The sequence below is a fragment of the Kribbella sp. NPDC049227 genome (assembly GCF_043197265.1).
Lineage (GTDB): Bacteria > Actinomycetota > Actinomycetes > Propionibacteriales > Kribbellaceae > Kribbella.
Genome location: NZ_JBICST010000002.1, coordinates 501,387 through 523,959 on the forward strand (window position 1 = coordinate 501,387; position 22,573 = coordinate 523,959).

General features: G+C 69.2%; 24 protein-coding genes. 16 read left to right on the forward strand and 8 right to left on the reverse strand.

All coding sequences use genetic code 11. The features are described 5' to 3' along the window. Window positions 1-8: 8 nt before the first annotated feature. The 5 genes from ACGFH6_RS09200 (at window position 9) to ACGFH6_RS09220 (ending at window position 5,618) form a co-directional block, all read left to right on the forward strand. Entirely contained in the window at window positions 9-1,016 is a 1,008-nt protein-coding gene (locus tag ACGFH6_RS09200; RefSeq protein WP_393381931.1) for an acetylxylan esterase, read from the forward strand. A gap of 76 nt (window positions 1,017-1,092) precedes the next feature. Beyond that, window positions 1,093-1,506, forward strand: a complete 414-nt coding sequence (locus ACGFH6_RS09205; RefSeq protein ID WP_393381933.1) for a VOC family protein — start codon at window positions 1,093-1,095, stop codon at window positions 1,504-1,506. Further along, window positions 1,503-2,474 (forward strand): RNA polymerase subunit sigma-70, encoded by a 972-nt coding sequence (locus ACGFH6_RS09210; RefSeq protein ID WP_393381934.1) that lies wholly within the window; start codon window positions 1,503-1,505, stop codon window positions 2,472-2,474. Before ACGFH6_RS09205 ends, ACGFH6_RS09210 begins: the two co-directional genes overlap by 4 nt. Window positions 2,475-2,511: 37 nt before the next feature. Then, window positions 2,512-3,255, forward strand: a complete 744-nt coding sequence (locus tag ACGFH6_RS09215) for a beta-phosphoglucomutase family hydrolase (RefSeq protein ID WP_393381936.1) — start codon at window positions 2,512-2,514, stop codon at window positions 3,253-3,255. After that, window positions 3,252-5,618 (forward strand): glycoside hydrolase family 65 protein, encoded by a 2,367-nt coding sequence (locus ACGFH6_RS09220; RefSeq protein ID WP_393381937.1) that lies wholly within the window; start codon window positions 3,252-3,254, stop codon window positions 5,616-5,618. The genes ACGFH6_RS09215 and ACGFH6_RS09220 overlap by 4 nt, the downstream gene beginning before the upstream one ends. A gap of 23 nt (window positions 5,619-5,641) precedes the next feature. Here ACGFH6_RS09220 and ACGFH6_RS09225 read toward each other — a convergent pair whose 3' ends face one another. Together ACGFH6_RS09225 and ACGFH6_RS09230 are read right to left on the reverse strand one after the other, a co-directional pair. Beyond that, on the reverse strand, window positions 5,642-5,911 hold the full coding sequence (locus ACGFH6_RS09225) for a GlsB/YeaQ/YmgE family stress response membrane protein (RefSeq protein ID WP_393381939.1): 270 nt from the start codon (window positions 5,909-5,911) through the stop codon (window positions 5,642-5,644). A 104-nt stretch (window positions 5,912-6,015) separates the two neighbouring features. After that, complete coding sequence (locus ACGFH6_RS09230) at window positions 6,016-6,744, reverse strand: hypothetical protein (protein ID WP_393381941.1); 729 nt, start codon at window positions 6,742-6,744, stop codon at window positions 6,016-6,018. 291 nt (window positions 6,745-7,035) lie between these two features. On the opposite strand from ACGFH6_RS09230, the gene ACGFH6_RS09235 reads away from it, so the two are divergent. Genes ACGFH6_RS09235 through ACGFH6_RS09245 form a run of 3 tightly spaced genes read left to right on the forward strand, consistent with a single transcriptional unit; the run spans window position 7,036 to window position 10,098 of the window. Further along, window positions 7,036-8,139, forward strand: a complete 1,104-nt coding sequence (locus ACGFH6_RS09235; RefSeq protein ID WP_393381943.1) for a DNA glycosylase AlkZ-like family protein — start codon at window positions 7,036-7,038, stop codon at window positions 8,137-8,139. 31 nt (window positions 8,140-8,170) lie between these two features. Beyond that, the gene (locus ACGFH6_RS09240) at window positions 8,171-9,583 is read left to right on the forward strand and encodes a ricin-type beta-trefoil lectin domain protein (RefSeq protein WP_393381945.1); all 1,413 of its coding nucleotides are present in this window, start codon (window positions 8,171-8,173) and stop codon (window positions 9,581-9,583) included. Between the two features lie 14 nt (window positions 9,584-9,597). Next, a complete protein-coding gene (locus tag ACGFH6_RS09245; RefSeq protein WP_393381946.1) occupies window positions 9,598-10,098 on the forward strand; it encodes a DinB family protein in 501 nt (166 codons plus the stop codon). Between the two features lie 7 nt (window positions 10,099-10,105). Here the strand turns inward: ACGFH6_RS09245 and ACGFH6_RS09250 are convergent, their stop codons facing one another. Beyond that, window positions 10,106-10,873, reverse strand: coding sequence for an SDR family oxidoreductase (locus tag ACGFH6_RS09250; RefSeq protein ID WP_393381948.1), 768 nt, complete (start codon window positions 10,871-10,873; stop codon window positions 10,106-10,108). An 89-nt stretch (window positions 10,874-10,962) separates the two neighbouring features. On the opposite strand from ACGFH6_RS09250, the gene ACGFH6_RS09255 reads away from it, so the two are divergent. From ACGFH6_RS09255 to ACGFH6_RS09275, 5 genes are all read left to right on the forward strand, one after another. Then, window positions 10,963-11,259 (forward strand): hypothetical protein, encoded by a 297-nt coding sequence (locus ACGFH6_RS09255; RefSeq protein ID WP_393381950.1) that lies wholly within the window; start codon window positions 10,963-10,965, stop codon window positions 11,257-11,259. Then, window positions 11,216-12,673, forward strand: coding sequence for a sensor histidine kinase (locus ACGFH6_RS09260; RefSeq protein ID WP_393381951.1), 1,458 nt, complete (start codon window positions 11,216-11,218; stop codon window positions 12,671-12,673). The genes ACGFH6_RS09255 and ACGFH6_RS09260 overlap by 44 nt, the downstream gene beginning before the upstream one ends. Next, window positions 12,670-13,332: a response regulator transcription factor gene (locus ACGFH6_RS09265; RefSeq protein WP_393381953.1), complete on the forward strand. Its 663-nt coding sequence runs from the start codon at window positions 12,670-12,672 to the stop codon at window positions 13,330-13,332. Before ACGFH6_RS09260 ends, ACGFH6_RS09265 begins: the two co-directional genes overlap by 4 nt. 81 nt (window positions 13,333-13,413) lie before the next feature. Then, complete coding sequence (locus tag ACGFH6_RS09270; RefSeq protein WP_393381955.1) at window positions 13,414-14,013, forward strand: DUF4956 domain-containing protein; 600 nt, start codon at window positions 13,414-13,416, stop codon at window positions 14,011-14,013. Between the two features lie 20 nt (window positions 14,014-14,033). Next, window positions 14,034-14,789: a polyphosphate polymerase domain-containing protein gene (locus ACGFH6_RS09275; protein WP_393381956.1), complete on the forward strand. Its 756-nt coding sequence runs from the start codon at window positions 14,034-14,036 to the stop codon at window positions 14,787-14,789. On the opposite strand, the gene ACGFH6_RS09280 is transcribed toward ACGFH6_RS09275, so the two are convergent. The 5 genes from ACGFH6_RS09280 to ACGFH6_RS09300 all read right to left on the reverse strand — a co-directional run bounded on the left by ACGFH6_RS09280 (window position 14,773) and on the right by ACGFH6_RS09300 (window position 19,147). Continuing rightward, window positions 14,773-14,985 carry a DUF1918 domain-containing protein gene (locus ACGFH6_RS09280; protein ID WP_393381958.1) on the reverse strand — a complete coding sequence of 71 codons (213 nt, stop codon included), beginning with the start codon at window positions 14,983-14,985 and terminating at the stop codon, window positions 14,773-14,775. The genes ACGFH6_RS09275 and ACGFH6_RS09280 overlap by 17 nt on opposite strands. Before the next feature lie 119 nt (window positions 14,986-15,104). Next, the gene (locus ACGFH6_RS09285) at window positions 15,105-15,491 is read right to left on the reverse strand and encodes a RidA family protein (protein ID WP_393381960.1); all 387 of its coding nucleotides are present in this window, start codon (window positions 15,489-15,491) and stop codon (window positions 15,105-15,107) included. Window positions 15,492-15,528: 37 nt separating this feature from the next. Next, window positions 15,529-16,173, reverse strand: coding sequence for a LysE family translocator (locus tag ACGFH6_RS09290; RefSeq protein WP_393381961.1), 645 nt, complete (start codon window positions 16,171-16,173; stop codon window positions 15,529-15,531). 59 nt (window positions 16,174-16,232) lie between these two features. Beyond that, window positions 16,233-18,257, reverse strand: coding sequence for a glycoside hydrolase family 36 protein (locus ACGFH6_RS09295; protein ID WP_393381963.1), 2,025 nt, complete (start codon window positions 18,255-18,257; stop codon window positions 16,233-16,235). Further along, on the reverse strand, window positions 18,254-19,147 hold the full coding sequence (locus ACGFH6_RS09300; protein WP_393381965.1) for a DMT family transporter: 894 nt from the start codon (window positions 19,145-19,147) through the stop codon (window positions 18,254-18,256). Before ACGFH6_RS09300 ends, ACGFH6_RS09295 begins: the two co-directional genes overlap by 4 nt. 40 nt (window positions 19,148-19,187) lie before the next feature. On the opposite strand from ACGFH6_RS09300, the gene ACGFH6_RS09305 reads away from it, so the two are divergent. The 3 genes from ACGFH6_RS09305 to ACGFH6_RS09315 all read left to right on the forward strand — a co-directional run bounded on the left by ACGFH6_RS09305 (window position 19,188) and on the right by ACGFH6_RS09315 (window position 22,549). After that, entirely contained in the window at window positions 19,188-19,718 is a 531-nt protein-coding gene (locus tag ACGFH6_RS09305) for a MarR family winged helix-turn-helix transcriptional regulator (RefSeq protein WP_393381966.1), read from the forward strand. Between the two features lie 111 nt (window positions 19,719-19,829). Next, entirely contained in the window at window positions 19,830-21,746 is a 1,917-nt protein-coding gene (locus ACGFH6_RS09310) for a glycosyltransferase family 4 protein (protein WP_393381968.1), read from the forward strand. Between the two features lie 5 nt (window positions 21,747-21,751). After that, entirely contained in the window at window positions 21,752-22,549 is a 798-nt protein-coding gene (locus ACGFH6_RS09315) for an alpha/beta fold hydrolase (RefSeq protein WP_393381969.1), read from the forward strand. Window positions 22,550-22,573: the final 24 nt, after the last annotated feature.

A 22,573-nucleotide genomic window follows, 5' to 3' on the forward strand; every position in this document is an offset into this window, starting at 1 on the left:
CCATGGCCATGTTCGACTTTTCCCTCGACAAGCTCCGCGCGTACCGGCCCGAGGTGGCCGCACCCGCCGACCTGGTCGATTTCTGGCGCCGCTCCCTGGAGAAGGCGCGTACCGACGACCTCAACGCGACGTTGACCGAGGTGGACAACAAGCTCGCGGTGATCGACACCTACGACGTGACGTACGCCGGCTTCGGCGGCGCTCCGATCAAGGGCTGGCTGCACGTGCCGGCCGGGGCGACCGGACCACTGCCGACGGTGGTGCAGTACTTCGGCTACTCTGGCGGCCGCGGGTTCCCGCACGCCACCAACCTGTGGGCGCAGGCCGGCTACGCCCACTTCGTGATGGACACCCGCGGGCAGGGCTACAGCACCGGCGGCGGCAGCAGTACGGCGGACGACAGCGCGTACGCCGGTCTCAACCACACTCCCGGCTTCATGACCGCGGGCATCACCGACCCGGAGACCTACTATTACCGGCGGGTCTTCATCGACGCGATCCGGGCACTGGAGGCGGCCCGGACGTCACCGTTCGTGGACCCGGACCGGATCATCGTCACCGGTGGCAGCCAGGGCGGCGGCATCGCGATCGCGGCCGCCGGGCTCGCGGGCCTGGCCGGGATCGAGCTGCTCGGCTGCGCTCCCGACGTACCGTTCCTGTGCCACTTCCAGCGGGCGCTGCAGATCACCGACAAGGACCCGTACGGCGAGATCACCCGGTTCCTGAAGGGGTTCCGCGAGCACGTCGAACCGGCGCTCCGGACGCTGAGCTACTTCGACGGCGTCAACCTCGGCCGCCTGGCCACCGCACCGGCGCTGTTCTCGGTCGCGCTGATGGACGCGACCTGCCCGCCGTCGACCGTGTTCGCGGCGTACAACCACTACGGCAGCGCGCAGAAGGAGATCGAGGTCTACCAGTACAACGAGCACGAGGGCGGGCAGACGTACCAGCAGCTCGCCCAGCTGAACTGGTTCGCGGAGATCTTCGCCGCACAGGAGTCATCGCTGGACCGATGAGTTTCCGCCGCGGCTGTCGTTACACGGTCAACAGCGTCGGTCAGACTGTGACCGACCCGACCGCAGGAGGCAGCAGATGGACTGGAAGCTCGAACTCGTGATCGTGCCGGTGTCCGACGTGGACCGGGCCAAGAAGTTCTACACCGAGCAGCTCGGTTTCACCGAAGACGTCGACCACCGGGCCGGTGACGACTTCCGGGTCGTGCAACTGACGCCGCCCGGATCCGCGTGCTCGATCACCATCGGCACCGGATTGACCAAGGCCGCGCCGGGCACGTACGAGGGCACGCACCTGGTGGTGAACGACGTCGAGGCGGCCCGGACCGAGCTGGTGGAGCGCGGTGTCGAGGTCAGCGAGCCTTTCCACTTCACCGCGGCGGGCAAGCAGGACGGAGTGCACCCGGACCGCAGCGACTACGGCACCTTCCTCAACTTCCAGGACCCGGACGGCAACGGCTGGACGGTCCAGGAGGTGGGCAAGGCCTCATGAGCACGCTCGAAGAGGCGGCGTTCGCGGGGGACGAGACCGCGTTCGCCGACCTCGCGGGCCGGTACCGGCGCGAGCTGCATGTGCACTGCTACCGGATGCTGGCGTCCTTCGACGATGCGGAGGACGCCGTACAGGAGACGCTGCTGCGGGCCTGGCGCGGGCGGGACGGGTACGACGGCCGCACGTACTTCCGGGCGTGGTTGTACCGGATCGCGACCAACGTGTGCCTGGACGAAACCCGGCGGCACGCGCGCAGGCAGAACGCGTCGCCGGGGGAGATGGTGTGGCTCCAGCCGTACCCGGACCGGTTGCTGGACGAGATCGCTCCGTCCGCCGACCAGCCGGACGCGGTCGCGGTGGACCGGGAGACGATCGAACTGGCCTTCCTGGTCGCACTGCAGGCGTTGCCCCCGCGGCAGCGGGCCGCACTGATCGCCCGGGACGTACTGGGCTGGCCCGCCACCGACACCGCCACACTGCTCGAGACAAGCGTGGCGGCGGCGAACAGTGCCCTGCAGCGGGCCCGGGCGACGATGCAGCAACAGTTGCCTGCTCGCCGTACCGACTGGACCGCGCCCCGTCCGACCGCCGCCGAGCGGGAGCTCCTCGATCGCTTCATCGACGCGCACGAGCGATGCGACGCGGCGGCCGCGGTCGCCATCGCGGCCGAGGATCTGCGCGTCTCGATGCCGCCGGACCTGTTGTCGTTCGAGGGTCTGGAGGCGTGCCTGCCGTTGTTCGAGCGGGCGTTCGGCCCGGACCGCGACGGCGACTGGCGGCTGGTGCCCACCTTGGCGAACCGGCAGCCGGCCGCGGCGTCGTACCTGCGCCGGCCGGGGGACACGGAGTTCCGTGCGTTCAAGCTCGACGTACTCCGGGTCACAGCTGACGGTCTGATCGGCGAGATCACCACGTTCGGCTACTCCCGCTTCCCCGCCTTCGGGCTGCCGCCCCTGTTGTCTGACTAATCTGGAGGCACGCTCACCGGACACGAGAAGGTGGAAGATGCTGGGACTGCCCACGGGGATCCGGGCCTGTCTGTTCGACCTCGACGGTGTGCTCACCGACACCGCGGCCGTCCATGCCGCGGCCTGGAAGGAGATGTTCGACAAGTTCCTCCAGACGTACGCCGACGAGCACGGCCGGCCGTTCACGCCCTTCGATGCCCGGAAGGAGTACGACGCCTACGTCGACGGCAAGCCGCGCGTCGACGGAGTCCGGGACTTCCTGACGGCGCGCGGGATCAGCCTGCCCGACGGGACACCGGACGACCCGCCGGACGCGATGACCGTCAACGGTCTCGGCAACCGGAAGAACGAGGCAGTCCAGCGGCGGATCCGGACCGAGGGCGTGCACGTGTTCGAGGGCTCCCGGCGGTACCTGCAGGCCGTCGAGGCGGTCGGACTCCGGCGGGCGGTGGTGTCGTCGAGCGCCAACACCCGCGAGGTCCTCGCCGTCACCGAGTTGGCGCAGTACGTGGAGGAGGTCGTCGACGGCATCACGATCCGGACCGAGGGGCTGCACGGGAAGCCGGCGCCGGACACGTTCCTGGCCGCGGCGAAGAAGTTCGGCGTGGATCCGTCCGAGGCCGCGGTGTTCGAGGACGCGCTGGCCGGCGTGTCCGCCGGCCGATCCGGGCATTTCGGGCATGTGATTGGTGTTGACCGGGTCGGACAGGCCGATCAGCTCAAGGTCCACGGTGCCGACGTCGTGGTCCGCGACCTGGCCGAGCTTCTGGAGGGTCGATGATCGATCGCGGGCACCATCCGATCGAGCCGTGGCGGCTGCGCGAGACGCGGCTGCAGATGGACCGGCTGGCCCAGTCCGAGTCGCTGTTCGCGCTGTCGAACGGGCACATCGGACTGCGCGGCAATCTGGACGAGGGCGAGCCGTACGCGATCCCGGGCACCTATCTGAACTCGTTCTACGAACAGCGCCCGCTGCCGTACGCCGAAGCCGGGTACGGCTACCCCGAGTCGGGGCAGACGCTGGTGGACGTGACCAACGGCAAGCTGATCCGGCTGCTCGTGGACGACTCGCCGTTCGACATCCGCTACGGCTACCTGACCCAGCACGAGCGCTCCCTGGACTTCCGCACCGGCATCCTGCAGCGCGACGTGGACTGGACGTCACCCGGTGGCAAGCGGATCCGGGTCCGCAGCCGCCGGCTGGTGTCGCTGACCCAGCGTGCGATCGCCGCGATCGAGTACGTCGTGGAGCCGGTGGACCAGCCGGCCCGGTTCGTGATCCAGTCCGAACTGGTCGCGAACGAGAGCCAGCCGAAGCTGTCCGACGATCCGCGGGTGGCCGCCGTACTGGACAATCCGTTGAAGCCGGTCAGCCACGACGGTGGTGAGAACGGTGTCGTGCTGATCCACCGGACCACCCGGAGCCGGCAGCTGATGGCGGCCGCGATGACGCATGAGGTCGAGGCACCCGCGCGGTACGCGATGGACCTGGACGTGCGGGAGAACTGGGCCCGGTCGACGGTGATCTGCCAGCTGCAGCCGGGGGAGAGCCTGCGGGTGGTGAAGTACCTCGCGTACGGCTGGTCGAGCCTGCGCTCGGAGACGGCGATCCGGGACCAGGTCGCCGCCGCACTGTCCAGTGCGCGCTTCTCGGGCTGGGACGGTCTGGTCAAGCAGCAGGCCGACTTCCTGGACGACTTCTGGGACGGCGCCGACGTCGAGGTGCACGGCCACTCCGAGCTGCAGCAGGCCGTCCGGTTCGCGCTCTTCCATGTTCTGCAGGCGGGTGCACGCGCGGAGCGACGTGCGATCCCGTCGAAGGGCCTGACCGGCGCCGGGTACGACGGCCACACGTTCTGGGACACCGAGGGCTTCGTGCTGCCGGTGCTCAACTACACGATGCCCGACGCGGCGGCCGACGCACTCCGCTGGCGCCATTCCACCCTCGGCATGGCCAAGGAGCGGGCATCGGTGCTGGGGCTGCGCGGCGCCTCGTTCCCGTGGCGGACGATCCGCGGGCAGGAGTGCTCCGGCTACTGGCCGGCGGGGACGGCGGCGTTCCACATCAACGCCGACATCGCCGACGCGGTGATGCGGCACTACACCGTCACCGGCGACGACCAGTTCCTCGAGGAGGTCGGGCTCGAGCTGCTGGTGGAGACGGCCCGGTTGTGGATCTCGCTGGGCCATCACGACCGGCACGGCCGGTGGCATCTGCCCGGTGTGACCGGACCGGACGAGTACAGCGCCGTTGCCGACGACAACGTTTTCACCAACCTTATGGCGGCACGGAACCTGCGGTCGGCGGCCGAGGTGGCGGTCAAGCACCCGGCCAAGGCCCGTGAGCTCGGGGTCGACAGTGAGGAGGAGGCGTGCTGGCGCGACGCGGCGGCCGCCGTGCATGTGCCGTACGACGAGGACCTCGGCGTACATCCGCAGTCCGAGGGCTTCACCGGGTACGCCGAGTGGGACTTCGAGGCATACAAGGACAAGTACCCGCTGCTGCTGCACGCGGCGTACTTCGAGCTGTACCGCAAGCAGGTGATCAAGCAGGCCGACCTGATGCTGGCGACGTTCTGGTGCGGCGACGCGTTCACGCCGGAGGAGAAGGCGCGGAACTTCGACTACTACGAGCGGCTGACGGTGCGGGACTCGTCGTTGTCGGCATGCGTTCAGGCCGTGATGGCGGCGGAGGTGGGTCATCTGGACCTGGCCTACGACTACGCGTACGAGGCTGCGCTGATCGACATGCGGAACCTGCACCACAACACCGGCGACGGCCTGCACATGGCGTCACTCGCCGGTGCGTGGACCGCTCTGGTCTCCGGCTTCGGCGGACTGCGGCAGGTGGACGGCGAGCTGTGCTTCGATCCGGCCCTGCCGGAAGGCCTGCCCCGGCTGGTGTTCAGGATCCGCTGGCGCGGCGTCCGGCTGACGGTGGACATCAACTCGGTCGACGTGACCTACAGCGTCCATGACGGTCCGGGGGCCAGCATGACGTTGCGCCATGCAGGAGAGCGGATCACCGTGACGACGGATTCGCCGGTGACCCGCTCCCTGGAGAAACGTCAGCCCTTGCTACCGCGGCCGACCCAGCCGGTGGGCCGGGAGCCGCGGTCGGCCATCGCGCACAACGACCACTGAGCCGGACTGACGGCCTGGTTGAGTCAGCGCTGGGTGATCGAGTGCTTGCGGCGGGCGGAGAGGGACTCCGCGGTGCCGACCAGCAGGACCGAGGAGATCACCGCGACGACGAAGCCGAGGACGTTCAGCTCGAAGATGCCGCCGGTGCCGAGGATGCTGGCGATCGTGCCGCCGATGACGGACCCGGCCAGGCCGAGCAGCAGGGTGGCGAGCAGGCCGAGCTTCTGCTTGCCGGGTGTGAAGAGTCGGGCGAGCGCGCCGATGATGAGTCCGGCAACGATGAAGCCGATCATGGTCTGATTCCTCCGGGTGCGAACGATTCTGTCTCCAGTGTCCGGCAGACAGGGTCGCCGCGCAGTTGGAGTTGACCCTGATCGCACCCGGAGCCGACCCTGGGTCAGCCGCGCGCCAGAGCCGCGAACAGCCTGGTCGTCTCCAGCAGTTGGGGAGTTCGTTCCAGCACGTTCAGCACCGTGGTGCTGGTTCGCTGGGCGGCCCGCTCGTCGTTGGAGAGCAGGGCCTTGTAGCTCGCGCGGCAGTCGGACTCGGTGCCGAGCACCTCAGCGTAGAGCTGGATGTCTCCTAGGTCCGGCCGCTCCTTGAGCAGTTGCAACGTGCCCTTCGCGCACTCCAGCAGCGTGGCGCCGGGCGTCCTCGTCCGCGAGACCAACTGGTCCGCCAGTCCCTTCACGACGAAGTACTCCGCACTGGACGCCTTGTCCCTGAGATAGCGCACGCTCGCCGGCTCACGCACGTCATCGGACAGAGCACACACCGCCCAGCCCGGCGGCACGATGACCGCCTGGCTGGCCGGGAAGCCCGTCGGCAACGCGGCCACCGCGCTGAGACTCCCGCTGCCGAGCACCGCGGCCAGCGCGGCCACCGAAGCCGGATCGGTCGGGTTGGCGTGCCGCGCGACCATCAGGCGCGTGGTCCAGCGCTCGTCCGGGATGACCACGACCGACAGGAGTCCCGTGTTCTTGAGCAGCAGCGACGTCTGGGTCGCGTCCGTGCTGGTATCCAGCCGTACGCCATCCATCGCCGACGCCGGCTCCAGCGGTACGACGGACTTCGAGCAGTCGACCGCGGCCCGCAGTGGAGCTGGATTGCTCGGTGGCGGAACCAACGGAGTGATCGTGTCCCCACTCGGTTGATCGGCTCCCGTCGCACTCGAACACCCCGCGACCAGGCCGAGTACAGCAACACATGCCAACGTCCACGCACGAACCACCACGATGCCCCCCTGCAACCACGCCTCCGAGCTCACCAGGTCCCCACCTGCTCGGGCGTGTACCAGACCAGTTTGCATCGCACGGCGTACGAAGCCAACGTCCTGCGCGGTGGGTTGTCGACGGACCCGGCAGTGTCGAAACTCCGCGCGCCCGGAAGTGTCCGCGGGGTGGATTAGCCTCGGGACGTGACTGTTCATCAGCTGTCCCGGCGGGATGCGCGGCGCCTTGCCGTGCGTGCGCAACTGCTCGGACGCGAACGGCCGGCCGGGCTGATGGAGATGGTTCGCGGCCTGACCGTGGTGCAGCTCGATCAGACGGCTGCCGTCGCGCCCAACGCCGACCTCGTGGCGTGGAGCCGGCTCGGATCGTCGTACTCGCCGTCGGAATTGGCTGAGGCGCTCGCGACGCTGGAGCTGCTGGAGTTGCGGGGGTTCGCGCGGCCGAGCGAGAGTCTCGTGCTGTTCCGCGCCGAGATGGAGGCGTGGCCGGGGACCGGGCCGCTGCTCGAATGGCAGGAGGAGCGGCGGGACTGGGTGAAGGCCAACGAGGGTTGCCGGCTGGACATCCTCGAGCGGCTGCGGCAGGACGGTCCGCTGATCATGCGCGAGCTGCCGGACACCTGTGTGGTGCCGTGGGAATCGAGCGGCTGGACCAACAACCGCAACGTCTCGCAGATGCTGGAGTTCATGCTCCAGCGCGGCGAGGTCGCGATCGCGGGCCGGGACGGGCGCGACAAGCTGTGGGACCTGGCCACGCGGGTGTATCCGGACGAGCCGGCGATCCCGATCGAGGAGGCGCGGCGGATCCGGGACGGACAGCGGCTGCGATCGCACGGCATCCTGCGCGTCAAGGGTGAGGCGTGCGCCGGCGAGGCACTCGACGCCGGCGTCGCGGGGGAGCCGGCCGTGGTCGAAGGCGTCCGGGGTGAATGGCGCGTCGACCCGGAGCTGCTGGATCAGCCCTTCGCCGGACGGACGGCGTTGCTGTCGCCGCTGGACCGCTTGGTCTACGACCGCAAGCGAATCCTGGAGCTGTTCGAGTTCGACTACCAGCTGGAGATGTACAAACCGGTCGCCAAGCGCCGCTGGGGTTACTTCGCGCTGCCGATCCTGCACGGCGACCGGCTGGTCGGGAAGGTCGACGCGACCTCGGACCGGAAGGCCGGTGTCTTCCGGGTCGACGCCGTTCACGAGGACGCACCGTTCTCCAAGGCACTGAGTACGGCGGTGCATCGCGAGCTGCAGGATCTGGCCAAGTGGCTCGAGCTGCACCTCGTCGTGAAGTCTTGACGAGGACCCATGTTTACGTGAACATCGCAGCGTGAGATCAACCGCCCGCCGTATCGCCGCCGCCCTGTTCGCCGCCGCTACCCTCACCACCGCGCTGACCGTTCCCGCCGTCGCGGCACCACCGCCGCCGACGACGAACGACTTCCGCGGGGTCAACTGGGCCGACCCACGGGACAACTACGCCGACGACGAAGTGGTCCCGTCCGGACTGAGTACGGCCGACGACTACCAGACGACGTACCGGAAGGCGACCGGCATCGTCGGCGAGTTCCGCCACGAACTGAAGGCCAACACGATCCGGCTGCCGATCAACCCGTCGAGCGTGGGTACGGCCTGGTGGAACTCGTACCGCGCCGCGATCGACGCGTCCGTGGCGAGCGGCTTCAAGGTGATCCTGAGCTACTGGGAGGCCGACAACGCCAAGGACGGCCGGGTCGACGACCCCGCGAAGTTCGACGCGATGTGGGACACCGTGTTCACGGCCTACGGCAAGAACCCGCGGGTGTACTTCGAGCCGATGAACGAGCCGTTCGGCTACTCGCTGCCCGAGTGGGTGTCGCTCACCTCGTCCTGGATCCAGCGGCACCACAGCGTTCCGCGCGGCCGGTTCGTCATCTCGGGCACCGGCTACAACGACAACGTCACCGGAGTCGGTGCGGCTCCCGAGCTCGAGGGCACGCTGCTGTCCCTGCATTTCTACGGCTTCTGGGCCTCCGACACGACCGAGGCCGCCTGGCTCGCGAACCTGCGGCCCCGGATCGGTTCGTACGGCTGGCGCACCGTCATCGACGAAGCCGGCTCCCCGATGACGATCGGCCTGAACTACGGCAACCACGAGGGCAACGTCTATACCGCGTACCTCGGTGCTCTCACGCAGGTCGCGCGCGAGAACAAGATGGGCATCGTCTACTGGCCCGGTCTGCGGACCGGCGACTCGTACTCGATGACCACGCAGGTCGGCCCGGCGGACCTTGAGGTCAACAGCCAGAGTGGTCGCGCGCAGCTGTGGTGGGGCTGGGGTCTGCTCAAGAAGGAGCCGACGAACGACCTGCCGCCCGCGCCTCCGGGTGCACCGCTGCGGGGAGTCGCCAGCGGCCGGTGCGTCGACGTACCGGGCTTCTCGACCAGTCCTGGTACGGCGCTCGACCTGTGGGACTGCAACAACGGCGGCAACCAGTCGTGGAACTACACCGCGGACAAGCAGCTCACCGTCTACACCGACAAGTGCATGACGGCCGGGGCAGCCGCCGGGAGCGCGGTCACCATCGAGAACTGCACCGGAGCCACCAACCAGGCTTGGGAGCTCAACGCCGACCAGACCGTCACCAGCGTGGCCGATCCCGGCCTGTGCCTGGACGCTGCCGGCGCTGGGACCGGCAACGGTACGGCGGTCGACGTGTGGCTGTGCAACGGCGCGGACAACCAGAAATGGACTCGCTCCTGACTACAGTCCAGCGGGTGGATCTGTTTGATGAAGACCTCGCCCGGACCGCGGGCGAGCGCGAGGTGCTCGAGGCGTTCCTCGACGCGCACCGGCAGGTCGCGGTCGACAAGCTCCGCGGCCTGTCCGAGGCGGACGCGCGGCGCCGGCTGGTGCCGTCGCTGACGACGCCGATCGGGTTGGTGAACCATCTCGCCGGCGTGGAGCGCAACTGGTTCCAGCACAGCGTCGCCCAGCGGCCTCGCGAGGAGATCGCGGGTGACGCACGCGGCGGCGAGGAGAGCTGGACGGTTGCCGACGACGTGACCATCGACGAGGTCATCGCCGCCTTCGAGGAGGCGTGCGCCGAGTCCCGCCGGATCGCGGCTGACCTGCCGCTGGATCACGTCGTACCGCACGAGCGGCTCGGCGAGGTATCCCTTCGCTGGGTCTACGTGCACATGATCCGCGAGCACGCCCGCCACGGCGGCCACGCGGACATCCTTCGCGAACAGATCGACGGCGCGACCGGCGCCTGAGCGGGTCCTAGGCGAAGCCGCCGTTGCTGAGCAGGAGCTGGCCGTTGATCCACTGCCCGCGCGGTGAGCAGAGGAAGTCGACCAGGTTGGCTGTGTCCTGCGGCGTACCGAGCCGGCCGAGTGGGGTTTGGCGGATGCCGCTCGCGCGGATCTCGTCGGTCATCCAGCCGGTGTCGATCGGGCCGGGGTTGACGACGTTCGCGCTGATGCCCAGGTGGGCCAGTTCCTCGGCCGCGGCCAGGGTGATCCGGTCCAGCGCGCCCTTGCTCGCGCCGTACGGGAGATTGCCGACGGTGTGATCGCTGGTCAGCGCGATGATCCGGCCGGTGCCCGGCGCGCCCTTGAACCGCAGGCCGTATTCGCGGATCAGCAGCCAGGTCGCTCGCGCATTGACGGCGAAGTGCCGGTCGAAGCTCTCCAGGGTGGTGTCGAGGATGCCGGAGTTGACCGACTCGGTGTGGCACATCACCAGGGCGGTCACACCGCCCAACCGCTCCTCGGCCGCGGTGAAGATCTGCTCGGGAGCCGCCGGATCGGCCAGGTCCGCCTCGATCGGGACCGCCGTCGCCCCGAGGCCGGTGAGTTCCTTGGTGATCTCTTCGGTCGCGCCCGACTGCACGCCCCACGTCATCCGCTCGTCGTACGCCGTCCAGTAGGTGAAGGCGATGTCCCATCCGGACGCCGCGAGTTGGCGGGCGATGCCCGCGCCGATGCCGACGGTGCGGCCGACGCCGGTGACGAGCGCGACAGGACGGTCCGAGGTGGGGAGAGTCATACCGCGATTCTGCCGGTCCGGGCTTCCGCATGAGAAATCTGTAATGTTCGGCTCATGCGGTTCACCGGGAGGGATCGCAGGCTGTGAGCATGCGGTCTCCACGTCTGATCTACGGGCTTGTCGCCGGCGTGCTGGTGGTGGCCGGTTTCGTGCTGCCGCGGTACCTGGCCGGCCGGTCGCAGCCTGAGCTCGGCGACACGGTCGTCGTCCCCGCCGCCACGAGCCCGTCGACGCCGCCGCCGACCGTGAACCCGCGGCCGACGGCGCCGCCACCCAGCGTGACCCCTGGCCAGGGCGCCGAGCAGGTGTCGCCTGCGCCGGCCCGCACCGCGGGAGACGACGATGACGACGATCTGGGGGACGACCCGGACGACGACGATGGGTGATCTCCGGCCGTGGCCGGTGGTCAGTGCCCGGGTGCGGATCATCGGCTGGATGTTCGGCGTGCTCACGCTTGCCCTGTGCGCGCTGGTCTTCCTCACCTGGCAGGTGCTCGCGGCCCGCGCGGATGACGCGGCCGACGACGAGCTCACCCACGAGGCCAACAAGTTCCGCGCCTTCGCGGGCTCCGGCGAGGCAGCCGCCTTCGACCGGCCCGAGGCTCTGCTGGATCGCTGGCTGCAGAGCAACCTTCCGGACGACTCGGAGGCACTGTTCACCATCGTCGACGGCCGCGCGTACCACCGCAGCCAGGGCAGTCCACCGGCCCGCCTCGACACCGATGCGGCCTTCGTGCAAAGCCTGGCCGGCGCGACGGAGCCGACGTACGGCTGGACCGACAGCACGGCCGGAAGCGTCCGGTACGCCGTGATGCCGGTGCGGATCGGGAGTCAGCCGGTCCGGGCTCAGCTCGTGATGCTCGAGTTCCGGGACATCATCGCGAAGCCGTCGATCGACGCGGCCCGCGCGCTCGTCATCATCGGTGCGCTCACCCTGGTGCTGGCCGCGGGCGCGTGCTGGCTGGTCACCGGCCGGATCCTCGCACCGATCCGGCAGGTGCGGGCAACCGCCGAGCAGATCGGGGAGAGCGATCTGCGCCGCCGGATCGAGGTCGTCGGGAACGACGACGTGGCGCAACTGGCCCGCACGTTCAACACCATGCTGGACCGGTTGGAGGACGCGTTCGTGGCCCAGCGGGAGTTCGTCGACAACGCCGGGCACGAGCTGCGGACGCCGATCACGGTGATCCGCGGGCACCTGGAGCTGATGGGTGACGACCCGCGCGACCGGGCCGAGACCAAGGCGCTGGTGCTGGACGAGCTGTCCCGGATGAACCGGATGGTCGACGACCTGCTGGTGCTGGCGACGACCGAGCGACCGGACTTCCTCGAAACCGGCGAGGTCAACCTGACCGAACTGGTCGTCGAGGTGATCGCCAAGGCCAGGCCGCTGGCCGACCGGGTCTGGCGGGTGGACGAGACGGCGGACGCGACGATCGTCGCCGACGGCCAGCGGCTGACCCAGGCGCTGATGCAGCTGGTGTCGAACGCGGTCCGGCACACGACGACCGGTGACCGGATCGCGCTGGGTTCCCGCCTGAGCGGCGACCACGTCCTGCTGTGGGTCGCCGACTCCGGTCCCGGCGTCCGGGCGTCGGACCGCGAGCGCATCTTCGAAAGATTTGCCCGCGGCAACGATCAGCGGCGGACCGGTGGTGCCGGACTCGGGCTGGCGATCGTGCGTTCGATCGCGCAGGCCCACGGTGGCGACGTCCGGCTGGCCGACGGCCCGGGCGGTGCCCGCTTCGAGCTCACCCTGCCGCTGACCGTGCCGGCCGACCGAGCGGTGGTCACGCCGTGAACCGGATCCTGATCGCGGAGGACGAGGAGCGGATCGCCTCGTTCGTCGAACGCGGACTGCGCAGCAACGGCTTCATCACGACGGTGGTCGCCGACGGCGAGACGGCGTACCAGGAAGGGGTCAGCGGTGGCTACGACCTGCTGATCCTGGACATCGGCCTGCCTCGGGTGGACGGGTTCACCGTGCTGCGACGGTTGCGCGAGGCAAGGGTGACGATGCCGGTGGTGATCCTGACCGCGCGGGACAGCGTGCGTGACACGGTCGCCGGGCTCGAGGGTGGTGCGGACGACTACATCGCCAAACCTTTCGCCTTCGAGGAGTTGCTGGCCCGGGTGCGGTTACGGCTGCGCGGCGGCGACGGTACGCCGGACGCCACCATCCTGCGGGTGGGGGAGCTGAGCCTGGACCTGCGGACCCGGCGTGCCCTCGTCGACGGAGAGTCGGTCGAGCTGACCGCGCGGGAGTTCCTGCTGGCCGAGGTGTTCTGCCGGCATCCCGACCAGGTGCTGTCCCGGGAGCAGTTGCTGTCCCAGGTCTGGGGTTTCGACTTCGACCCGGGCTCGAACGTGGTCGACGTCTACATCCGGTACCTGCGCCGCAAGCTCGGCGCCGACCGGATCCAGACGGTCCGCGGGATGGGCTACCGCCTGCTTCCGTGAGAGCACTCTCACCTGGACCTCAGACCAGCCTCACCGCCGGACGAGACGGTGGAACCACCATCGTCCAGCTAGGAGGAATCCATGTCCGGTCTGGGAATCGCCATCCCCGCCGATCTGCTCGCCATCGCCTTGCTTGCCTACGGCACCTACTTCCGCCGGTACCACCGCCGGGACCTGCTGCTCGCGTACGTCGCGCTCAACGTCGGGGTGCTCGCGGTCACCGCGATGCTGGCCGGCAGTGGAGCCGGCATGGGGCTGGGGCTGGGGCTGTTCGGCATCCTGTCGATCATCCGGCTCCGCTCGGACTCGATCACCCAGGAAGAGGTCGCCTACTACTTCATCGCGCTCGCGATGGGTCTGGTGAACGGGCTGCATCCCGGTCCGTTCTGGCTCGCGCCGGCGTTGAGCTTCCTGCTGGTCGGACTCATGTACGTCGTCGACCACCCGCGCCTCACCCTGCGTTCGCGGCGGCAGCGGGTCGTCCTCGACCAGGCCTACCCCGACACCCGCGACATCGGTCCCGCGCTCGAGCGGTTGCTCCAGGCCGACATCCGGTACTTCGTCGTCCTTGATCTGGATCTGGTCACCGACACCACGGTCGTCGACGTCCGCTTCCGCGTCCGGGGCAACGCCGTACCCGCGACGAACACCGTCCGCCGGTTCGAGCGGTACGCGTCGTGAGCCCGCGCTTGCAGGCAGCGATGGCGGGAGCACTCTCCGGCTTGCCGGCCATCTCTCTCGACGAGGTCCTGGCCGAGTCCGCTCTGCAGGTCCGCGTGGATCGCAAGTACCTGGTGCCGATCGGGACCTTCGTGGAACTGGTGGCCAGGCTGCGCGACCGGTTCGCCGTACTGGAGATCGACGGCCGGCGAAGTTTCCGGTACGAGTCGGTCTACTTCGACACGCCGTCGCACCAGCTGTACCGGCAGCACGTGCAGCGGCGGCGGCACCGCTACAAGGTGCGCACCCGGTCGTACCTGGACAGCGGGGAGTGCAGCTTCGAGGTGAAGCTGAAGAGCAGCCGGTCGGAGACGGTCAAGTCGCGGATGCCGTACTCACCGGCGGACCGGGGTCGCCTGACCGGGCCGGCCCGGGAGTTCCTCGGTGAGCAGCTGCGGGCGGCGTACGGCACGGCAGTCGACGAAGGACTGCGGCCGTCGCTCATCACGACGTACCGGCGGAGCACCTTGGTCGATCCGGTGGAGCACGCGCGGATGACCTGTGACGTCGGGCTCCGGTTCTTCGACGCGGGGAAGTCGATCGCGGTGCTGCCGGACAGCGTGCTGGTGGAGAGCAAGACAGCCGGGCGTGCGGGAGTCGCGGATCGGGTCCTGCGCGAGCTTCAGGTCCGGCCGATCCACGTCAGCAAGTACTGCGTCGCCGCCGCGCTGCTCAACCCCGGTCTGCGGTCCAATCCGTGGCATCGGACCGTGCGGTTGTTCACCCGGCCGGGATGATGTGTGCGTCCGGGCCGGGGAAGAACAGGGACTCGGTGTCGGTGTCGGACCAGTGCACCAGGTACGGCGGTGCGCCGCCGGGGTCGTGGACCTCGACGATCTGGCCCTCCCGCCGGTGAGCGCTCAGGTGGTTGCTCTCGACAACTACCTGGTCGCCGGCCGCCGCCTTCACCGAGCCCACCCGCTCGAGTCGCACATCTCCTTCGCTCCCATCACAACCTCCGTCGCCGCTGGTCGGACGGCGATCCCCGTTGCCGCCCCGATTCACCCCCAGCTTGGCCCGATCCCTCGCCCGGCACCACCCCCTGCGCCCGGTCAGATCACCGCGATCGCATCCACCTCGATGAGCTGCTCGGGGTGGGCGAGCGACTGGATGCCGACGAGTACGTCGGTGGGTTTGTGCTCCCCGAACAGCGAGTAGCGACCCACCTCGACCGCCGCCTGGTGTTCGCGGCGGTACCCGACGAGGTAGATGGTGATCTTGGTGACCTGATCGGGGCGCGCACCCGCTGCGGCCAGAGCGCGACCGAGGTTGGCGAACGCCTGCCGGGACTGTGCTTCCAGGTCGCCCGCTCCGACCAGGTTCCCGGCGGCGTCCTCCGGTTCCTGGCCGGCGACGAACACCAGCTTGGTCCCACTGGCGATCGCGACGTGACTGTAGGTCTCCGGTTCCGGGAGACCCTCGGGGTTGATCAGTTCCACGGCTTCTCCGGACGTTGTCAGTGGATGTCGGACGTTGTCAGTGGATGTCGGTGGCGAGGCGGGCGGCCAGGGCGGCGAAGATGCCGGCGCAGACGCGTTCCAGGCGGCGACGGACGGTGCTGCCGGCGCGGAGGAACTTGCTGGTCAGGCCGCCCGCGAGCAGTGCGACCGACGCGTCGACCGGGAAGCCGACCAGGATGAAGATCGCGCCGAGGACCAGGAACTGGACAGTCGCCGGCCAGGCGCCCGCGCCCGTGCTGATGAACTGCGGGACGAACGCCAGGTAGAACAGGATGACCTTCGGGTTGGCGAGGTTCGTCAGCGTCGCCATCACATACGTCTTGCGCAGCGTCCGCTGGGGCACGTCGGGCACGTCCTCGGGCTCACCGACGGGCTGCCGGCTGGCCCGCCAGGTCAGATAGGCGAGGTACAGCAGGAACGCCGCTCCGGCGATCCGTACGCCGTTCAGCACCTGGGGCGCCGCCTGGATCAACGCACCGAGCCCCAGCGCCGCAGCGACGGTGTGAACCGCCAGCCCGGTCGACATCCCTGCCGCCGCGACCACCCCGGCTCGTCGGCCCCCGACCGCCGCGTTCGCGACCACGAACAGCATGTCCGGCCCCGGCACCACACTCACCAGGAACACGGCCACCACGAACCCCACGACTACCGAAGTCTCCATCTCCCCATCCTGGCCCGGCCTCGCCTGCCACTCACTCGAATTTCCACGTCGTGAAACCGTCAGACGGCGCTGACCCGAATGATGCGCGCGGATGGCTCGGGAACGGTGGTGGTGACGGTGAGGGAGTCTCCTGACCAGCTGTAGGTCCAGCCGTCGAGGTCTGTCGGGAAGACCGGCGTGATGGTGCCGTGCGGAAGGGAGAACGTGACCTCGGACGGGCCGGGGGTCCGGTGCCAGAGACTCAGATAGGTGGTGGAGGAGTCGCTGAGGCCGAGGGCGATCCACTCGTCATCCCAGTCAGGGAGGCCCAGCGGCCAGCGGGGGAGCAGGCTCGGCAGGTCCTTGAGCACGCCGCGGTGCGCGCTGACCGCGGATCGGACCAGCTCCCGCTCGGACTCGGTCATCTGGTTGAGGTGACCGGACAGATACAGCCGTCCGAGGATGCCGTTGGCCAAGGCGAGGGTGAACTCCTCGCGCGTGGTCCCGGTGATCGGATACGCCCAGTGGCCGGCCTGTTCGGGAAGTACGGCGGCCGGTGCCGCAGCCGCAATCGGGACGTACAGCAAGGGGTGTTGCTGGTCCGATGTCGACTGCAGGTGGAGCCGCGACAGCATTGCGTAGTCCATCCGCATCGCGCCGGACGCGCAGTTCTCGATCAGCAGGCCAGGGTGCCGAGCTTGGACATCGTCGAGCCAGTTCAGCAGTGCGCGGTTGTGTTCGAGCAGTCCGTGGCCGAGCGACGTACCGCCCTTGTCGGTGCCCGGACCGGTCATGGTGTTGTTGTCGAACTTGAAGAAGCCGATGCCGAAGTCACTGACCAACCGGTCGACGGTGTCGTCGAGGTGCTGGCGGGCCACCGGGCTGCGCAGGTCGAGGAGGTAGCGACCGTGTTCGGCGACGCGGACGCCGTGCCGGGTGAGGAACGCGTCGTCGGGCAGGCTGCCGGCGATCGGGGAGTCGACACCGATCACCTCCGGCTCCAGCCACAGACCGGGCACCATGCCGCGGTCGTGGATCCGGTCGATCACCTCGCTCAGCCCTTTCGGGAAGCGGGTGGTCGACGGCTGCCACGCACCGACGGTGCTCCACCAGTCGCCCTCGGCGTACCAGCCGGCGTCGATGCAGAAGTAGTCCGCACCCGCCTCGGCCGCGGCGTCGATGAGCGGCAGCAGTTTCTCCGTCGTCGGGTCGCCCATCAACGTGTTCATGTAGTCGTTGAAGATCACCGGCATCCGGTCGTCGACCGGCCGCCGCATCCGCAGCGCGCGCCGCTGCCGGGTGAGAGCGCCGAGAGCGCCTTCTGAGTCGGTTCCGACGACAAGGGAGACAGGCACAGTGGTGAACGGCGCGTCGGCGGTCAGTCGCACGGTCCACTGGTGTTCCTGATCGGTCGGCCCGCTGAGCAGCAGGTAACCGCCATGCCGGTTCTCGCCGAGTTCGTAGTGCCAGGGTCCGTTGTGCTCGATCTGCCAACCCAGGGCGTACTCGCGGGCGACCAGAACGCCGACCGGCAACGACTCACCACTCGACCACGAGCCGGTACTCGTCACCGCGTGCCGGCCCTTCGCGACCGGGTAGTGCGGATCGCGGACGATCTTCGGGACCCCTCCCGATCGGAGTGATTGGACCGACCATCGGTTCTCGGCCATCCAGTCGTTGGCGGCCGAGTGCAGTTCCGCGTCGACCGACTCCAGACCGACGACCAGCGATGACAGGAAGGTCAGTTCGAGCTCACCCGGCCCGGTCAGCGATGCCTCGGACCACGCCCGTACGCCGGCTCGCGCCTCGAACACACTGGTGATCCGCAGACCGGTCCCGGCGTCTTCCTGGACGATGCGCAACGTGGATCCGTCGTCGTCATGACCGACGTACCGCAGTCGCCGGCCGAGGATCGTGTCGACGTGCCGGTTCGTCCCCGGGGAGCGTCCGTACCCCAGCGCCGAAACCTCCACCAACGCCTGCCCAGGCACTCGGGACTCGTGGGCCGGTGCGCCGATGGCTTGGACGGCGATCAGCCGGACCGGACCGTCGTCGAGCGTGAAGGTCAGGGTCAGCTCGGGCGTGCTCCAGCGCAGGAGGTTCATCGATAAACCTTAGAAGGTTTCTCCGTCCGCACTTCAACCCGCGATCCGCGTCGTGGACGACTCAGCGTGATCCCCGCCAGAACCAGCGCCAGCCCCGCCACCTGGCGAAGCGTCAGCGCCTCACCCGACAACGTCAGCCCCAGCAGTACGCCGGTCACCGGGTTGAGCAGGCCGATCAGCCCGACCGTCGCCGCACTCAGATGGCGCAGGCCGGTGAACCACGCCGTGAACGCAACCGCCGTCGCGATCAGGCCGACGTACGCGAACCCGCCGACGGCCGCGAGGTCCAGCGCAGGCGGGGCTCCCTCGAAGACGACGGCGAACGGAATCAGCACCAGACCGCCCGCGATGAGCTGCCACGAGGTCGTCGCCAGCGGCCCGTCGGCACGTCCCCATTTCTTGGCCAGCACGTACCCGCAGGACGACATCGTCATCGCTGCCAGCGAGGCGACAACACCCCGTACGTCGACAGCCGTCGTACCCGCGCCGAGCATCAGGCAGACGCCCGTGAGTCCGGCCGCGGCGCCGACGAGAACCGGCATCGTTGGTCGCTCGGAGAGCAGGCCCCAGGCGAAGAGCGTCATCGCGAGCGGCGACGAGGACATGATCGTGGACGCAAGGCTGACCGGCAGCAGTTGCGACGCGAGGTAGATCAGCGCGAAGAACGCCCCCATGTTGCAGACGCCGAGCAGCAGCGACCGCCACCACCAGACACCGCGGGGGAGGCGGCGTGCCAGGCAGAGCAGCAGCAGTCCGGCGGGCAGAGCGCGGAACACCGCGCCGTACAAGGGGGATCCGGCCGGCAGGTACTCATGCGTGACGAAGTAGTTCGTGCCCCACGCCACCGGCGCGATCGCGGTGATCAGCACCCATCGCAAAGTATTTTCCACGGAAGACACTATATCTTCCCGGGAAGATATAGTCTGCAGCGTGACCGAAGACCACCCCCAAGACCACGTGGCCAGGATCCAGGCGGAGTGGCGGGCCGCGCGGCCGGATCTCGATGTCGCGCCGCAAGGGGTGATCGGCCGGCTGCACCGGATCGCGAACCACCTGACCGGCGAGCTGACGCTGCTCTATGCGAAGTACGGCCTGACCGAGGGGGAGTTCGATGTCCTCGCGGCGCTGCGGCGGGCGGGAGCGCCGTACGAGCGGGCGCCGGGAGAGATAGCGCTCCACACGATGGTGACGACGGGCGCGGTCACGAAGCGGGTCGATCGCCTGGAGGGGGCCGGTCTGGTCCATCGCCGGCGCAGCGATGCCGATGGCCGCGGTCGCGTCGTACGGCTGACTCCCGCCGGCCGGAGGCTGATCGACAAGGCGTTCGCCGCCCACATGACCAACGAGCGGCGACTGCTCGGCGCTCTCAGTCCGGCGCAGGCGGATCAGCTGGAGGAACTGCTGACGACGTGGCTCGCGGACCTCGAGCCGCCGGAGGATCCTCGGCCCGTCAGGGAATGACAGCAAGCCCCTGGGACTCCGGTACGATCCCTAGGCTGTCCGTGAAACTGTGCAACGCTCCTGTGCGTTCGGCACGTTTCCACAGTGCCGAAGTCTCATGAAGGAGAGTACGTGGCCGGCCCCCATGTCGTCATGATCGTCGCGAACGACATCGCCAACGACACCCGAGTCCTGAAGGAAGCCGTCGCTCTCGGGCAGGCCGGGCGGCGGGTGACGCTGCTGGGCGTCTCGGCGTCCGGTGAGCTGAAGATCGACACGATCGACGCCGGCGTGGTGATGATCCGGCTGCCCGGGAAGTTCCTGCTGCGCGACGACCGGAACCGGCGCCGCCGGGTCCGCCGCGCCCGCCGCCTGCTGATGGTCAGCAAGCCGGCGCCGGTCCGGAAGGCGCTCGTCACGGCCCGGCTGGCCGATCTGAAGGCGGAGTCCGGGCGCGCCGTCGCCCAGCGCAAGACCGGGGCGATCGGTCCGCTGTCCTTCAAGGCCGGGACGGTCCGCCGGGCGCTCCAGCGCCGGCAGCTGTCGTTCTCCGGGAAGGGCGCCGGCCTGCTGAACCGCGCGGCCCAGTTCGAGGCCCGCAAGGCGACCCGGTTCTGGCAGCGGTGGGACCTCTGGATGACCCAGCAGAAGCGGCCGATCAACTGGCGCAAGGTCATCCCCGAGGCCGACGACTACGAGACGATCTTCGCCAGCGTGCTCGACCGGCTGATGCCCGACGTACTGCACGCCCACGACATGCACGTCATCGGTGTGGCCTCTCGTGCCGCCGGGCGGGCCGCGCTGCGTGGCCGGACCGTGAAGGTCGTGTACGACGCTCACGAGTACGTCCCCGGCCTGTCGACGTACCCGCCGCGTACGCCGCGGCTGGTGGCAGCCTGGGCGCAGCACGAGCGTGACTACATCCGGACCGTCGACCGTGTGGTCACGGTGAGCCCCGCGATCGCGCGGACGCTGCACACGCGCTACAAGCTGGACCGCGAGCCGAGTGTGGTGATCAACAGCCCGCAGCTGGTCGAGCTGGATCACAATGCACCTGACATCCGGAGTGCGATCGGGCTGGCCGACGACGTACCGCTGATCGTCTACAGCGGTGGCATCACCCGTGCGCGCGGCGTCGAGACCGCGATCTCGTCGCTGCCTCAGCTGCCGGACGTGCACCTGGCCGTGGTCTGCGTGCCGACGACCGAGATGAAGCCGGTCGACGAACTGCGGGCGCTCGCGGCGAAGGTCGGCGTGGTGGACCGGGTGCACTACCTGAACCCGGTCGCGCCGAACGACGTGACCAGCTTCCTGCGCACCGCGGACCTCGGGCTGATCCCGATCCTGCGCTACCCGTCGCACGAGATGGCCCTGCCGAACAAGGTCTTCGAGTACACCTTCGCGGGGCTGCCGGTCGTCACGAGCAACATGCCGACGCTGGAAGAGTTCGTCGGCAAGACCGGGATCGGCGAGGTGTTCGAGGCGGAGAACCCGACCGACCTCGCCGCCAAGGTGTCGAAGGTCCTGGCCGACCCCACGCCGTACCGCGAGCGCGCCGCCTCTCCGCAGTTGCGGCACGAGATGTCGTGGGAGGCGCAGGCCGACAACCTGCGCGCGCTGTACGACGAACTCCTCGGGCCGGTGGACGGCGTCGAGACCGTCAGTCCGCGGCTGGTCATCGGACCGGTGGATGCCGACGGCGCGCCGAGCGCCTGGGTGCGGGAGATCGACGAGGCCGAGGTGGTCGGTCGCCGGCTGACCCCGGCCGACCTCGACGGCATCACGCACGTCGTGATGGAGGACTGGAAGTCCGTGCTCGGGAGCTCCGACATCACCGCGGACCTCCCGCTGCTGGCCGCGGCGCGCATCAAGCACGGAGTAGTCGTCTACGGCCGGCCCGATCGGCCGGCGACGCGGGAGCGTGCGAAGGCCTACAACGGCACGGTCTTCGTCACCTACGAGGCCATGCTCGACTCCGTCCCCGACAGCCAGTGGCTGCCGACGGGTGAGCAGGGCACCGAGATCCTGCGGAAGTTCATCGCCGACTGACGTCGATGGACTTTCTGACTGGGGTCGGCGGGCGTCGGCTGGACTACGTACGGCGCGGGCGTGGCGAGCCGTTGCTGCTGATCCAGGGGATGGCGGGCCACCACGCCCTGTGGGGCGACGAGCTGCTCAGCCGCTTGGAGGACCGGTTCGACATCGTCGCGTACGACCATCGCGGGGTCGGACGCGGCGACCGGGCGGACGAGCCGTTCAGCGTCGCCGACCTGGCTGACGATGCGGCCGCCGTGATCGCGTCGGCGGGCTGGTCCTCCGCGCACGTCTTCGGCATCTCACTCGGCGGCATGGTCGCCCAGGAGCTCGTACTGCGCCACCCGGACACGGTCCGGTCGGTCGCGTTGGGCTGCACCTGGGCAGGTGGAGCGAGCGGGGTCATCGCCGAGACCTCGCGGGACATGGTGGACGCGATCGCCAGCCGGGACGTGGAGCGCGGGCTGAGGGTCAGCTTCGAGGCGAACCTGTCTCAGCGGTACGCCGCGGCGGTGCCGGACGCGCAGGAGATCTACCGCCGGCGGGCGCTCGCTGTGAGGGTTCCCGTGCCGGTCGTGCTGATGCAGTGGCAGGCCGCCAAGGCCCACGACACCACGGAGCGGCTCGGTGCGATCGCCGTACCGGTCCTGATCCTGCACGGCACAGCGGACGCGGAGATCCCGGTGGAGAACGCCCAACGGCTGGCCGGCCTGATCCCTGGCGCGAAGGTTGAATTGTTCGACGACGCGGGTCATCTGTTCTGGTGGGAGGATCCGGACCGGACCGCAACGCTGCTGGTGACACACAGCACGGCCTGACGGCGCGCGGGGGACCGGGTGCGG